A 13,486-nucleotide genomic window follows, 5' to 3' on the forward strand; every position below is an offset into this window, starting at 1 on the left:
ATGTATTTTATCAGGAGGTAAAAAATATGAAAGAAAGCAAGAATATCACTTTAAGGATTTTAATTGTAATTTTGATATTATTTATATCTATTATTTATACTAGTTATAGTAATAATATTAGTATAGTAGAAGTTTTTTCTGATAAGAAAGAATTGCCGATATATTCAGTAGAAACACCTGGGAAAAAGATTGCCATAAGTTTTGATGCAGCTTGGGGTGATGAATATACAAGAGAAATACTAGAAATACTAGATAAATATGAAGTAAAGACTACTTTTTTTCTAGTTGGATTTTGGGTAGATAAGTATCCAGAATTAGTAAAAGAAATATCTGAAAGAGGCCATGATGTAGGAAACCATTCTACAAATCATCCATATATGAGCAAATTGTCAGAAGAACAAATACTCAAAGAATTGAATACAACAGGAGATAAAATAAAAGATATAACTGGGAAAAAACCTATACTTTTTCGTCCGCCTTATGGTGACTATAATGACAGGCTTATAAGAATATGTATGGAAAATGGATATTATGTCATTCAGTGGGATGTGGATTCACTGGATTGGAAAGAGCTGGGCACTCAACCAGTAGTTGATAGAGTAACAAGAAATGTAAATAATGGTTCCATAGTTTTATTTCACAACAATGCGAAGTACGTAACAGAATATTTGCCAATAGTATTAGAAAAGCTTCAAAGTGAAGGGTATGAAATAGTTCCTATTTCAGAGCTTATATATAGAGAAGACTTTTACATGGATAATACGGGACGACAATTTCATAAAAATGGGGGAAACGACTAAAATAAAAAGAATATATACGAGCAAAAAAGGAGAATAATTTATGCAAGATGAAAAGATGAGTTTTATTGGCATAGTAGGGAACTCAACAAAAAACATGGCTTTTTATATGATAAAAGAAATTTTTATAAAGGCTGGTTTTTCATCTATATATTCTAATGACAATGATAGTATAATAATACTAAAATCTAAGAGAGATAAGCAAATCGGATTAATAAATATAATGCCAAAAGACCTAAAAAGCATTTTAAATTTGAATCTTAATTTTAATATTGTAGTATATACAAATGTTGGTCAAGAAGAAAGAATAGATGATGATATTTTGAAATTTTTTAGTTCTTTAAAAAATGTGGTTGTTTTAAATATAGATGAATCTAACTGTATAAATTTACTTAAGGGAAATGACAAGGCTTTAGTTATGACTTATGGACTAAATAATAAAGCAACTATAACAGCTTCTAGCTTAGATATAGGAAATTCAATTGCATTTAACTATTGTTTGCAAAGAGAGTTGTTAACGGTTTTTCACGATAAAATAGAACCGTTAGAGTTTCCTGTAAAACTAAACCTTATTGGGAAAGAAAATATTTATAATTCATTAGCAGCTATATCTGTGGCATTGTGCTTTGGAGTAGATATAAATACAATCAGAAAGACATTGATAGAAATAAAAGGACTAGAAAGGAATATGGAGAAAATTTATGATAATAAGTTTATGATTATTGACAATAAATGCATAAATCCTATAGACTATAATCTAACTTTTGAAACTGTTCAACATTTAAAATATAAAAGCATAATACTCTTGAATGGAATGGGAATTGATTTTGGAAATGATAATTTACAAAAAATCATAGATATTATTTTAAATTGGTCATCTATATTAGGTATTAAAAACATATCATTTTATATTGATAAAAAAGCTGAATTAATTGAGGAAGATATAAGAAAAATGTTTTCAAACACTAATTTTTCCTATAATGTATTTTTTTCTTTAAGGGATTCTATAGGATATTGCTTAGAAATTTTGAATGATGATGATCTATTGTTGATTATGGGAAATGATATATTAAATGGCACTAAAGATATTTTATTAAAAGAACTTAATCAATATGGATAAAAGATGAATAAAAGGTCTTTTTAAAGATTTGTCAAATATTAATTTAAGTATATTATTGTTATAAATTTTTATAGCATAAATCATATTATGAGATCTTTTGGAATAAGTATAGATATAAAGCACAAAAAACATAAGAATAAGGGGGAGTGACAGCAAAATGGTTGACAAAATCATAGATACAAATATGGTTACAATTGTTGGTAAAATAGTTTCGGAAAAGGAATTTAGCCACGAAATGTATGGGGAAGGCTTCTATTCCTTTAGTTTAGAAGTGCCAAGATTAAGTGAATCTGTTGATATTTTACCTGTAACTATTTCTGAAAGGCTTATCGTGAATATGGACATCAGAAAGGGGAGATATGTTCTGGTAGAAGGACAATTAAGGTCATATAATCGGTATATAGACAATTCAAACAAGCTTGTTTTAACTGTATTTGCCAGAGATATTTATATGACAGAAGATGATGAAGAATTGAAGGAATTGCTCAAAAAACCAAATGAAATCTATGTTGATGGCTATATATGTAAAACTCCAATATATAGGACAACACCTTTTGGAAGAGAAATTACAGATTTACTTGTAGCGGTTAATAGACCTTATAACAAATCTGATTATATTCCATGCATAGCTTGGGGAAGAAACGCAAGATTTTGTCAAAGATTATTAATTGGAGATCATGTAAGGCTTTGGGGGAGAATTCAGAGTAGGGAGTATCAGAAAAAGCTTAACAATGGAGAAATAATTTCAAGAGTTGCTTATGAAGTATCCATATCTAAATTGGAATACATAAAAAATGACAATAATAGAGATGGAAAAGAGGACGAAGAATAGAGATTGCTTTTTTTAAAATAAGAAGTCTTTGAATTTAGAAATTTCAGGGACTTCTTATTCAATATCTATTGATGAATTAGTTGACCTTATATTATTAATTGAGTTATAATTTATCTAATATATATTAAAGGCATTTTTATGATGCATTCTTTTATTTGTTCTGTAAATAATTTATACTTGTAGAAGAGAACAAGGGGTGTTTTAATGTATTTAAAAATAGTATTGGTTGTAGTTTTTTTGTTATTTTAATCAGTATACAATATTCTCTAAATAGGATATTATGTGAGTTAAGAGAGATAAAGAAAATACTTTATAAAAAGAAAAATTATGATTAGAAATACAGAAGGGAGATAAGTAGGTACATGAATAAGCAAAGAAGAATATTATTTAGTTCTGAAGAAATAAGGAAAAGGAATGAAGAACTGGGAACAGAAATTTCAAATGATTATAAAGATGGTGAGTTAGTAATTATATCCTTACTGAGGGGTAGTTTTATTTTTGCTTCTGACTTGGTTAGAAATATAACTATACCTGTAGAAATAGATTTTATGACTACATCAAGCTATGAAAATAGAGAAGAATCAACAGGCAAGGTAAAAATAGTTACGGATATAAGAAGTGATATTGAGGGAAAAGATGTACTTATAGTGGATGATATAATTGATTCAGGATTTACTATGAAATATGTGATTGATCATATTCAAGATAAAAAACCAAAATCAATAAAGACATGTGTATTGTTGGACAAACCTAGTAGAAGAAGAGTAGAAGTATACCCTGATTATGCTGGATTTTCGATACCAGATGTATTTATAGTTGGATATGGTCTTAACTATGGAGAATATTATAGAAATATTCCATATATTTTTACTTTTGATGAATAAAGTTGAGAGTATACTCTCAACTTTATTCTCTAATATCTTTTAAAATAGCAGTTTTATCAGAAGTCTTTGCATCTTTTTCTTTAATGAATTTTGCCGGTATACCAGCAACTACACTATTTGGGGGAACATCCTTTGTTACTACAGACCCAGCTGCTATTACAGATCCCTTTCCTATTCTTACGCCTTCTAGAACTACTGCATTAGCTCCAATAAGTACTTCATCTTCCACAATTACTGGTGTTTTGCTAGGTGGCTCTAAAACTCCAGCTATTACAGCGCCAGCACCGACGTGAACGCTTTTACCAATTTTAGCCCTAGAGCCAATTATAGAGTTCATATCTATCATAGTATAGTCTCCAATTTCAACGCCTACATTTATGACGGCTCCCATCATTATAATTGCTTTATATCCTATTTTTGCAGTTTCTCTTATTATGGCACCAGGTTCAATTCTAGCTTCAATATCTTTTAAATCAAGTAGTGGAAAAGCAGAATTTCTTCTATCATTTTCTATTTCATAGTCTAATATATCGTCTCTATGATTTTCTAAAATAGCTTTAAAATCTTGCCATTGGCCAAATAATATTTTAAAGTTTTCATCTCCAAATTGTTTAAAGGTTGAGAAATCTATGTTTGAAAGATTTCCTTTCAAATATACTTTTACAGGAGTGGTTTTTTTAGTTTCTTTCATGTACTTTGCCAATGCATAAGGATCATCTAAATAGTTTTTTTCATTGTTCATTTGTATATCAACACCTCCAAAGCTGTTACATCTTCATAAGATCTTCCATATTGTAAAATCCACTTTCTTTATTATATATAAATTTTGCTGCTTTAATAGCACCTTGAGCAAATATTTTTTTAGAAGAGGCACTATGCTTTATTTCGATTACTTCATCACATCCAGCGAATATAACTGTATGTTCTCCTACAATGGTTCCCCCTCGTATAGAATGAATACCTATTTCATTTTTATCTCGAGCCTCTTTTTTCACATGTCTATCAAATACATAATCTTTTTTATCTTCTAATGTGCTATTTATAGCTTCAGCTAACATATAAGCAGTACCGCTAGGAGCATCTATTTTTTTGTTATGGTGTTTTTCTACAATTTCCATATCAAAAGTATCTTCAAGAACTGGGGTAATGTTTTTAAGTATAGATACCAATACATTTATACCTAATGACATATTTGCAGAATAAAAAATAGGTATTTTCTCTGCTGCCATTTTTATTTTATCCATATCATTACTAGTTAAGCCGGTTGTGCCTATAACTAGGGCAATGTTTTTTTCTGTTGCATATTTAAGCAAATCAGAAAGCGAATCAGGATGTGAAAAATCAATTATTACGTCTATTGCATCATTGCAGTCCGATATATAATTATATACTTTAGAGTCACTGTGAGTACTTATAGCATTTTTATCGACTCCTGCTATCAAATTCATATCATTATCCTGCTTTACTTCGTTAGCTAGTACTTGCCCCATTTTTCCGTAAAAACCGTTTATGAGAACATTAATCATTGTCTTACCCCCTTACATCTAGCCCATAGGATTTCATTTCATCTATTAGGATATTGCGATTTTTATCTTCCATATTTGTTAGTGGAAGTCTTAAATTTCCAACTTCCATACCTAATAAATTCATGGCTTCTTTTACTGGTATAGGATTGGTTTCAATGAAAAGGGCATCTATAAGTGGTTTCATTTTTAGTTGTAATTTTTTGCTTTTTTCCAATTCACCTTCAAGATAAGCAAAAACCATATCATGTGTGTCTTTTGGCAATATGTTTGCAACTACTGATATGACTCCTACTCCACCTAGAGAAAGGAGGGGTACTACCATATCATCATTTCCTGAATAGATATAGAAGTCATCATCACATAATCTTGCAATTTCGGCAACTTGAGCTATATTTCCACTGGCTTCTTTTACTCCACAAATATTTGGATGTTTAGATAGTTTTTCTAAAGTTCTAGGTAATATGTTTAGTCCTGTTCTACTAGGTACATTGTAGATAATAATAGGAATATTTACACTATCAGCTATAGCTGTATAATGTTCTATTAATCCTTTTTGAGTAGTTTTATTATAGTATGGAGTTACTGCTAATAGTCCGTCTGCTCCAACACTTTCTGCATATTTTGAAAGTTCTATAGAATGCTTTGTATTGTTACTGCCAGTTCCAGCTATAATGGGAATTCTTTTATTTACTATATCTACTGTAAATTTAATTGCTTGTTTTTTTTCTTCATCTGACATGGTAGCAGATTCTCCAGTAGTTCCACAAATGATTATAGCATCTGTTCCTTCACTTATATGCCATTCAAGCAACTCCTTCAATTTTTCGTAGTCAACCTCATCGTCTTTAAAAGGTGTAACTATGGCAACACCTGATCCTTTAAAAAGTTTCATTTTAATACCTCCCATATATTATTTATTTTTAATCAAAAGCTCTGCAATTTGGACAGTATTAGTTGCAGCCCCTTTTCTAATGTTGTCAGCTACTATCCACATGTTGATTCCATTATCTATACTAAAATCTCTTCTTATTCTTCCAACATATACTTCGTCTTTTCCTTCCACTTTTATAGGCATTGGATAAATATTATTTTTTCCATCATCTAATACTATGATTCCCTTACTTGATTTTAATGTATTATATATTTCATCCATTTCAAATTGTTTTTCAAATTCAATATTTGCAGATACACAGTGACCATATCTAACAGGTACTCTGACAGTAGTAGAAGTAATTTTGAGTTTCTCATCATGAAGTATCTTTTTAGTTTCTTCAATCATCTTTATTTCTTCTTTTGTATACCCATTGTCTGTAAATTCATCTATATGAGGTAGACAGTTAAAAGCTATAGGATGTGGATATTTTTGAGGTTCTAAAGATTCTAATCCGTTTTCTAAATCCGTTAGACCTCCTACTCCTGAACCGGAAACTGCTTGATAGGTTGAAAATATTATTCGCTTTATTTTAAAAGTTTCATGAAGTGGTTTTAGCGGTACTACACATTGGATTGTAGAACAGTTAGGATTAGAGATTATACCTTCGTTCCAATTTATATCTTCTGGATTGACTTCTGGAACAACTAAAGGTACATTTGAATCCATTCTCCAAGCGCTACTATTGTCAACTACAACAATACCTTTATTTTTAGCCATAGGAGCATATTTTTTGCTTATTTCACCTCCTGCAGAAAAAAGTAGTATATCTAATGGTCTATTAAAAGATTTTTCATTTAATTCTTCAACTTCATGTTCATTACCATTAAATATCAATTTTTGGCCTTTAGATTTTTCAGATGCAAAAAGATACAGATTGTCTACAGGAAAATTTCTTTCTTCCATTACTTTGAGAAATGTCCTACCTACCATACCTGTAGCTCCAACTATGCCAATATTAACTTTATTCAACACTTTCACCCCTTATTAGAATAATTATAGTAATATATATTATTATAGTATAAATAATTGTATACTACTAGAACAAACTGATTGATTTAAATATGAAAAAAATATACAATTATATAAAACAGTTAAGGAGGTAGAAATGGAAAAAAAGTATATGAATCCAAGTATTTTTGAAACAAACATTTTTTATCTGATTATTGGAGTTTCTCTTTTACTTTTAGGGAGTTTAGTTCAATCCAAGGAAATATATTCAGGTCTTATTATTACTGAATATTTAATCATTCTTGTTCCAACAATTACATATTTAAAAGCTAGGGGATATAGTCTCAAAAAAGTACTGAAATTAAATAGAATTTCAGCTAAAGAAGTAGCGTTGATATTTTTAATTGTCATATTTTCTTATCCTGTTGGAGTATTTTTGAATTATTTAATGATCCTTCTTTTGAGCAATTTTACAGAATTAAAACCAACTCCTATCCCTATACCCCAAAATACGGGAGAATACCTTTTAGGCCTTTTAGTTATTTCTTTGTCCCCGGGCATATGTGAGGAAGTACTTTTTAGAGGCATGGTTATGTCTTCATATGACAAATTGGGAAAGAAAAAGGCAATTATTATATCGGCAATTTTATTTGGAATGTTTCATTTTAATCTTCAAAATTTAGTAGGGCCTATATTTTTGGGAATAATTTTTGGGCTTATAGTATATAAAACTAATTCTTTATTCTCTACAATGATTGCCCACGGAGTAAATAATGCTATTGCTACAACTATTGCCTATTTAGCCATGAGCAATATGAATAATTTATCTATTGAAAGTCAAGATATAGGAATTTCTATAGGAAGTTTTGCTACAGTTTTAACTGTAATCATTGGATTTGTAATAGCTATGATTTCAGGTACTATAGCTTATACTTTGTACAAATCTTTACCTAATAATAATCATGAAGAAGATATTAGTTTTGAGGAATACGCTCCAAGAGTAGTACACTATTTGCCACTGTTTGCTGTTTTGGTCATATTTATAATTTATAATTATATATTTTTGTTTGTATACTAGAATAAAAGTAATCCCTCTTGCCATACTAAAATGCAGGAGGGATTTTAATGGCAAAAAATAAGAAAAAAGAAAAAATAGAAACACTGGAAGATAAGTTGAAATATGAAATTGCAGAGGAATTGGGACTTATGGATAAAATAAATGAAGTGGGATGGGGAGGACTTACAGCTAAAGAGTCGGGTAAAATAGGAGGAATAATAACTGTTAGAAAGAGAAAAATGAAAATTAAGGATGACTTGAAGAAATAGAATTAATATTATAGAATTGAAGTAGTTGCGGGGGGTGAATGACGTGGATATGGATTTGATAAAAAGAGCTAGTCATATGATAAGAAAGTCTTCAAAGACTTTTGTTTTAACAGGTGCTGGAATTTCTACGGAAAGTGGTATACCTGATTTTAGGAGTCCCAATACAGGGCTTTGGGAAAATATAGATCCAATGGAAGCCTTGTCTACTACAGTGTTATATAATTATCCAAAAAAGTTTTATAGTCAGGGATATAAAATTCTTCTAGATATGAAGGATGCAAAGCCCAATAGAGCACATTATGTCTTAGCTGAAATGGAAAGAATGGGATTTATTTCTGGGATTATAACGCAAAACATAGATAATTTACATCAAAAATCTGGTTCACAATATGTTTTGGAAGTTCATGGAAACACAAGAGAAGGCAGCTGCATAAATTGCGGAAAAAAAGTAGATTTAGATGTTTTAACTGAAAAAGTAAATAATAATGAAATTCCTCCTAGATGCGATAATTGTCATGGAATTTTAAGACCTGATGTGATTATGTTTGGAGATATGTTGCCAGAAGATTTTAATATTGCTTTAGAAGAAGTAGAAAATGGTGATTTGCTCATTGTCATTGGATCTAGTTTGGTTGTGGCTCCGGTAAATTATTTACCTCAAATGGCTAAAAAATTAATTATCATCAATTCAGACAGTACTGCTATGGATTTTTGTGCGGATTTGATTATAAATGAAAGTGCAAGTGCAGCTTTAGAGGCGATACTATATGAGTTAAAGGTGGAGTAAGATAAATGGACTACTATGAAAAATTTGCATTGTATTATGATGATTTAATGGATGATATAGATTATGAAAGTTGGTTTTTGTATATAGAAGATATATTTGATAAATTTAATTTAAAACCTAAAAACTTATTGGAAATGGCATGTGGAACAGGAAATTTGACATATTATTTGTGCAATAAAGGTTATAAGGTCACCTGCTTTGATCGTTCTTCGGACATGCTTTCAATTGCTTACAATAAATTGTCTTCTTTTAGAAATGTAACTATCTTAAATCAGAATATGGTTAATTTTAGAATAAATAAAAAATTTGATGCCGTTGTAAGTATTTGTGATAGTATCAACTATATTGTAGATGAGAAAGAACTATCAAAGTCCTTTAAAAATGTATATGAACATTTAGAAAATGATGGAATTTTTATTTTTGATATCAATTCATATTATAAATTAAGTACTGTTGTAGGGAACAATATATTTGCTGAGGATAGAGAAGCTATATATTATATTTGGCAAAATTATTTTAATGAAGATGATAAAATAGCTCATTTTTATTTAACCTTTTTTATAAGAGAAGAAGATGACAGATTTATTAGATTTGATGAAGAGCATATTGAAAGAGCTTATCAAACCGAAGAGATAAAAAATTTACTTAAGGATGCAGGATTTGAAGATATTTTTTGTTTTGAAGCCTTTTCTTTTAATGCTCCAGAAAGGGAAAGTGACAGGATAAATTTTGTTGCAAAAAAAAGCTTTAAAAGGTAGATTTTTGGGCTTTAAATACCTACGAATAATGGCTTGTTTTTTGGAGAATACTATTTGACAAGGGTATATAATTATGGTAGTATAAAGTAAAAGTAGGTGATACATATTCATCTATTAAATTAGTTGTATTGGAGGAATGTTTTAAAATGGTTAAAGGTACAGTAAAGTGGTTTAATGCAACAAAAGGTTATGGTTTTATTTCTACTGAAGATGGCGAGGATGTATTTGTACATTATTCAGCTATAACTCAAGATGGATTTAAAACTTTAGATGAAGGCCAACAAGTTGAATTTGAAATAGTTCAAGGAGAAAAAGGTCCTCAAGCTACAAACGTTACAAAACTATAAAAACAAATACTTTATTATAAATAGTTTTTAACAGTAGCAAATTAGCCCCTATTTTTAGGGGCTTTAAATATTTAAAGATAAATTAGGAGGTTAGTCAAATATGAAAGATTATGTTATAAGGGCTATTGACAAAAAAGGAACTATTCGTGTTTTTGTAGCTACTACTTCTAATTTAGTTGAAAAAGGTAGGAGAATTCACAACACTACTCCTACTGCTACTGCTGCTTTGGGAAGAACTTTAACAGCTTGTGTTATGATGGGTATAATGATGAAGGGCGAAAAAGATACTGTGTCAATTCAATTGCGTGGAGATGGACCTATCAGAACAATACTTGCTGTATCTAATTCAAAAGGTGAAGTAAAAGGTTATGTGGGAAATCCATTGGTAGATTTACCACTTAAGTCAAATGGAAAACTTGATGTAGGTGGAGCTGTAGGGAAAAATGGAAAAATTGTTGTTATAAAAGACATAGGTATGAAAGAACCATATATAGGACAATCGAATTTAGTTTCAGGAGAAATTGCAGAAGATTTAACTCATTATTTTGCATATTCAGAGCAACAACCTTCGGCAGTAAACTTAGGAGTTCTTGTGGATAAGGATTTATCTGTAAAAGCCTCTGGGGGTTATATAGTACAGCTATTGCCAGATACATCAGAAGAGGATATTGATAGATTAGAGAAAAACATACAAAATTCAGAAGCTATTTCATCTCTAATTGCTAGGGACTTGAAACCAGAAGATATACTTCAAAGTGTATTTGGAAATTTTGAAATGGAAGTTCTTGAAAAAAAAGAAATTGCTTTTAAATGTGATTGTTCTAGAGAAAAAGTAGAAAGTGCACTAATCAGTTTAGGAGAAGAAGAAATTAAAAGCATGATAGAAGAAGATGGGAAAGCTGAAGTTGTATGTCACTTTTGCGATAAGAAATATAATTTTTCAGAAGAAGATTTAAAATCTTTAATTTAAATCTTGACTTTACCGATATAATGAGTTATACTGATTATTGTCATTGCTGGCTAGACAGCTTAGTCCGCGTTGCTAGAGATATGATTGGTAGATAAAACTTCATATTGCTGCAATCTGAAAAGATTTGCCCAGATAGCTCAGTCGGTAGAGCAGGGGACTGAAAATCCCCGTGTCGGTGGTTCGATTCCGCCTCTGGGCACCACATATGCGGAAGTGGCTCAGTGGTATAAGCAGAGAGCCCAAATCTGTGATTTGGTGCGAATCGCTTAGTGGGAGCCGTCAAGAGTATAAGTAGTGTTAAAAGGTGTTGCTAAATTAATGAATATGCGGAAGTGGCTCAGTGGTAGAGCATCGCCTTGCCAAGGCGAGGGCCGCGGGTTCGAATCCCGTCTTCCGCTCCATATGGCGGCATAGCCAAGTGGTAAGGCAGAGGTCTGCAAAACCTTTATCCCCAGTTCAAATCTGGGTGCCGCCTCCAGAAAAAACCTTCTATATTAGGAGGTTTAATTTTTTATCTAAAAGGAGAACATGTATGTTTAGAAATAATCCTTTTATTCCTTACAAAAGTGCAAATTTAGCTATTGTCGATGGTAGAGCAGATGATACTATTATAAATAGATTAGAAAGTTATAATATAAAGGTGATAAAAACTATTAAGTGCAATGAAGTTCAAGAAGGTATATCCTATCATCCAGATATTATAATGCATCCTGTAGATTATAAAACTCTACTTATAGCACCGAATGTTTTTGAATATTATGAGGAATTATTATTTAATTCGGGTATAAAATTGATAAAAGGTGAGAGATGGTTGTCAAGAAACTACCCCGAGGATGTTGCATATAATGTAGGAAGAGTATATGGATATGCTATACATAATTTTAAATATACAGATGAAAAACTTATATATTATTTAAAAAAACAAGGACTAGAGTTAATAAATATAAAACAAGGCTATTCTAAATGTTCTATGGCTGTAGTTGATGAAAAAGCTATTATTACATCCGATTATCCAATATATGAAAAATGCATAAAATTAGGCATAGATGCATTGCTTATAAAATCAGGATACATAAAATTAGAAGGATTTGATTATGGGTTTATTGGAGGGACTTGTGGAAATTTATCTAAAAGAGATATTGCTTTATCTGGCAAATTAAATTCTCATCCTGATAGTAAAAAAATCTATAAATTCATTAAAAAAAATAAAAAAAATTTATTTTTTTTAAGTGATGATGAAATTATAGACTTAGGTACGATAATTAGCTTATATTGTTAATATTGTAACTATATAATAGAATAACTTCAGGTCAAAAACGTATACTACAAATACGAGAGAAAGGAGAATTTAAATGGAAATATTATCTATTGGAATTAAAGATAATAAAGAAAAGATAATAAGTACTATAGATGAATATGATTTTGAAGATAAAATTGAAATAGAAGAAGAAAAATTAGGAAATAGAGTTTTCATGAAAGTTTTCCCCAAAGATGAAAAGAAAACAAAAAACAACTCTGATTTCTACAATAATCTTTCTTTATTTATAACTGAAATAATTATTGAGTACTATTTAAGAGATATTATATTGAAAAGGGTATTTTTAAAATATAGTGATTTGAATAGAGATGAGAAAATAGCTATAGTACACTTGGCAGATGATTTATTGTGTAATAGTGATTTTATTAAAAGTGAGAAAAAATTGATTTTTGATGAAGTATATAATTATATTTCTGAAAACGATGAAATATTAGTGGATGGATTTGTAAATTTTAGACTGAAAAAATTAGAACCTTTTTTGGATAAAGTAATAAATAATTGTATAGATGAATTTTTTGCTGACAAAGAGTATAGAGAGTTTATAAAGATACTACAATATTTTGTAGATATTCAAGAGTCTAAAATGGCTTTAGTCAATTTGGTTGTGAATAATAATGAATATAAATTGTTTGATATAGACAATAAGGAAATAGACTGTGACCTTTTTGGTGAAGTAATCAGTGAATTGTCAGATGAAGGAATAAGCAAGGATGATATATTGATTAGTTCACTTATCACTATAGCACCCCAAAAGATAATATTCCATGGAAGTGAGGAGAGTAAAAAGACGGAAGTGGTTAAAATAATTCAAAACGTATTTCCTGAGAAAGTTATATTTTGCACTGGTTGCGAACTATGCCATTTGGAATTTCCACTGAATAGTGAAAAATAGAAGTTGATTCAACTTCTATTTTTATGTGCTTCAAAATATTATAGAAA

General features: G+C 29.9%; 16 protein-coding genes and 3 tRNA genes. 15 read left to right on the top strand and 4 right to left on the bottom strand.

Annotated elements, in window-relative coordinates; all coding sequences use genetic code 11:
- Positions 1-26: 26 nt before the first annotated feature.
- From BUA21_RS06880 to hpt, 4 genes are all read left to right on the top strand, one after another.
- Positions 27-800, top strand: a complete 774-nt coding sequence (locus tag BUA21_RS06880; protein WP_072744066.1) for a polysaccharide deacetylase family protein — start codon at positions 27-29, stop codon at positions 798-800.
- A gap of 40 nt (positions 801-840) precedes the next feature.
- A complete protein-coding gene (locus BUA21_RS06885; protein ID WP_072744067.1) occupies positions 841-1,917 on the top strand; it encodes a Mur ligase family protein in 1,077 nt (358 codons plus the stop codon).
- A gap of 157 nt (positions 1,918-2,074) precedes the next feature.
- Positions 2,075-2,749: a single-stranded DNA-binding protein gene (locus tag BUA21_RS06890; RefSeq protein WP_072744068.1), complete on the top strand. Its 675-nt coding sequence runs from the start codon at positions 2,075-2,077 to the stop codon at positions 2,747-2,749.
- A 362-nt stretch (positions 2,750-3,111) separates the two neighbouring features.
- Positions 3,112-3,633, top strand: a complete 522-nt coding sequence (gene hpt / locus BUA21_RS06895) for a hypoxanthine phosphoribosyltransferase (RefSeq protein ID WP_072744069.1) — start codon at positions 3,112-3,114, stop codon at positions 3,631-3,633.
- 22 nt (positions 3,634-3,655) lie between these two features.
- On the opposite strand, the gene dapD is transcribed toward hpt, so the two are convergent.
- The 4 genes from dapD to BUA21_RS06915 are packed head-to-tail and all read right to left on the bottom strand — an operon-like array spanning position 3,656 to position 7,062.
- Entirely contained in the window at positions 3,656-4,375 is a 720-nt protein-coding gene (dapD, locus tag BUA21_RS06900) for a 2,3,4,5-tetrahydropyridine-2,6-dicarboxylate N-acetyltransferase (RefSeq protein WP_072744070.1), read from the bottom strand.
- A 25-nt stretch (positions 4,376-4,400) separates the two neighbouring features.
- Positions 4,401-5,159: a 4-hydroxy-tetrahydrodipicolinate reductase gene (gene dapB / locus BUA21_RS06905; RefSeq protein WP_072744071.1), complete on the bottom strand. Its 759-nt coding sequence runs from the start codon at positions 5,157-5,159 to the stop codon at positions 4,401-4,403.
- Positions 5,160-5,163: 4 nt separating this feature from the next.
- Entirely contained in the window at positions 5,164-6,051 is an 888-nt protein-coding gene (gene dapA, locus BUA21_RS06910; protein ID WP_072744072.1) for a 4-hydroxy-tetrahydrodipicolinate synthase, read from the bottom strand.
- An 18-nt stretch (positions 6,052-6,069) separates the two neighbouring features.
- Positions 6,070-7,062 (bottom strand): aspartate-semialdehyde dehydrogenase, encoded by a 993-nt coding sequence (locus BUA21_RS06915; RefSeq protein ID WP_072744073.1) that lies wholly within the window; start codon positions 7,060-7,062, stop codon positions 6,070-6,072.
- A 136-nt stretch (positions 7,063-7,198) separates the two neighbouring features.
- Between BUA21_RS06915 and BUA21_RS06920 the strand changes: the two genes are divergently transcribed.
- The 11 genes from BUA21_RS06920 (at position 7,199) to ytxC (ending at position 13,439) form a co-directional block, all read left to right on the top strand.
- On the top strand, positions 7,199-8,119 hold the full coding sequence (locus BUA21_RS06920; RefSeq protein WP_072744074.1) for a type II CAAX endopeptidase family protein: 921 nt from the start codon (positions 7,199-7,201) through the stop codon (positions 8,117-8,119).
- A gap of 47 nt (positions 8,120-8,166) precedes the next feature.
- Positions 8,167-8,367 (top strand): small, acid-soluble spore protein, alpha/beta type, encoded by a 201-nt coding sequence (locus BUA21_RS06925; RefSeq protein ID WP_072744075.1) that lies wholly within the window; start codon positions 8,167-8,169, stop codon positions 8,365-8,367.
- Positions 8,368-8,416: 49 nt separating this feature from the next.
- Positions 8,417-9,154, top strand: a complete 738-nt coding sequence (locus BUA21_RS06930) for an SIR2 family NAD-dependent protein deacylase (RefSeq protein ID WP_072744122.1) — start codon at positions 8,417-8,419, stop codon at positions 9,152-9,154.
- A 5-nt stretch (positions 9,155-9,159) separates the two neighbouring features.
- A complete protein-coding gene (locus tag BUA21_RS06935; RefSeq protein WP_072744076.1) occupies positions 9,160-9,912 on the top strand; it encodes a class I SAM-dependent DNA methyltransferase in 753 nt (250 codons plus the stop codon).
- A gap of 146 nt (positions 9,913-10,058) precedes the next feature.
- The gene (locus BUA21_RS06940) at positions 10,059-10,259 is read left to right on the top strand and encodes a cold-shock protein (RefSeq protein WP_072744077.1); all 201 of its coding nucleotides are present in this window, start codon (positions 10,059-10,061) and stop codon (positions 10,257-10,259) included.
- A 100-nt stretch (positions 10,260-10,359) separates the two neighbouring features.
- Positions 10,360-11,229 (top strand): Hsp33 family molecular chaperone HslO, encoded by an 870-nt coding sequence (gene hslO, locus BUA21_RS06945; protein WP_072744078.1) that lies wholly within the window; start codon positions 10,360-10,362, stop codon positions 11,227-11,229.
- A gap of 126 nt (positions 11,230-11,355) precedes the next feature.
- A tRNA-Phe gene (locus BUA21_RS06950) sits at positions 11,356-11,431 on the top strand.
- A 124-nt stretch (positions 11,432-11,555) separates the two neighbouring features.
- Positions 11,556-11,630: transfer RNA gene (locus tag BUA21_RS06955), tRNA-Gly, on the top strand.
- 3 nt (positions 11,631-11,633) lie between these two features.
- Positions 11,634-11,707 (top strand) — tRNA-Cys (locus tag BUA21_RS06960).
- A gap of 54 nt (positions 11,708-11,761) precedes the next feature.
- Positions 11,762-12,508, top strand: a complete 747-nt coding sequence (locus BUA21_RS06965) for a DUF6873 family GME fold protein (RefSeq protein ID WP_072744079.1) — start codon at positions 11,762-11,764, stop codon at positions 12,506-12,508.
- 73 nt (positions 12,509-12,581) lie between these two features.
- On the top strand, positions 12,582-13,439 hold the full coding sequence (gene ytxC, locus BUA21_RS06970; RefSeq protein WP_072744080.1) for a putative sporulation protein YtxC: 858 nt from the start codon (positions 12,582-12,584) through the stop codon (positions 13,437-13,439).
- Positions 13,440-13,486: the final 47 nt, after the last annotated feature.

The organism is Sporanaerobacter acetigenes DSM 13106, from assembly GCF_900130025.1.
Classification (GTDB): Bacteria; Bacillota; Clostridia; order Tissierellales; family Sporanaerobacteraceae; genus Sporanaerobacter; species Sporanaerobacter acetigenes.

Bases quoted from the DNA above. Each gene is read 5' to 3' on its own strand.
- BUA21_RS06930 (WP_072744122.1), top strand. From the start codon at position 8,417: ATGGATTTGATAAAAAGAGCTAGTCATATGATAAGAAAGTCTTCAAAG.
- hpt (WP_072744069.1), top strand. From the start codon at position 3,112: ATGAATAAGCAAAGAAGAATATTATTTAGTTCTGAAGAAATAAGGAAA.
- dapA (WP_072744072.1), bottom strand. From the start codon at position 6,051: ATGAAACTTTTTAAAGGATCAGGTGTTGCCATAGTTACACCTTTTAAA.
- BUA21_RS06890 (WP_072744068.1), top strand. From the start codon at position 2,075: ATGGTTGACAAAATCATAGATACAAATATGGTTACAATTGTTGGTAAA.
- BUA21_RS06935 (WP_072744076.1), top strand. From the start codon at position 9,160: ATGGACTACTATGAAAAATTTGCATTGTATTATGATGATTTAATGGAT.
- BUA21_RS06885 (WP_072744067.1), top strand. From the start codon at position 841: ATGCAAGATGAAAAGATGAGTTTTATTGGCATAGTAGGGAACTCAACA.
- BUA21_RS06940 (WP_072744077.1), top strand. From the start codon at position 10,059: ATGGTTAAAGGTACAGTAAAGTGGTTTAATGCAACAAAAGGTTATGGT.
- dapD (WP_072744070.1), bottom strand. From the start codon at position 4,375: ATGAACAATGAAAAAAACTATTTAGATGATCCTTATGCATTGGCAAAG.
- BUA21_RS06965 (WP_072744079.1), top strand. From the start codon at position 11,762: ATGTTTAGAAATAATCCTTTTATTCCTTACAAAAGTGCAAATTTAGCT.
- BUA21_RS06880 (WP_072744066.1), top strand. From the start codon at position 27: ATGAAAGAAAGCAAGAATATCACTTTAAGGATTTTAATTGTAATTTTG.
- BUA21_RS06925 (WP_072744075.1), top strand. From the start codon at position 8,167: ATGGCAAAAAATAAGAAAAAAGAAAAAATAGAAACACTGGAAGATAAG.
- BUA21_RS06920 (WP_072744074.1), top strand. From the start codon at position 7,199: ATGGAAAAAAAGTATATGAATCCAAGTATTTTTGAAACAAACATTTTT.
- hslO (WP_072744078.1), top strand. From the start codon at position 10,360: ATGAAAGATTATGTTATAAGGGCTATTGACAAAAAAGGAACTATTCGT.
- ytxC (WP_072744080.1), top strand. From the start codon at position 12,582: ATGGAAATATTATCTATTGGAATTAAAGATAATAAAGAAAAGATAATA.
- dapB (WP_072744071.1), bottom strand. From the start codon at position 5,159: ATGATTAATGTTCTCATAAACGGTTTTTACGGAAAAATGGGGCAAGTA.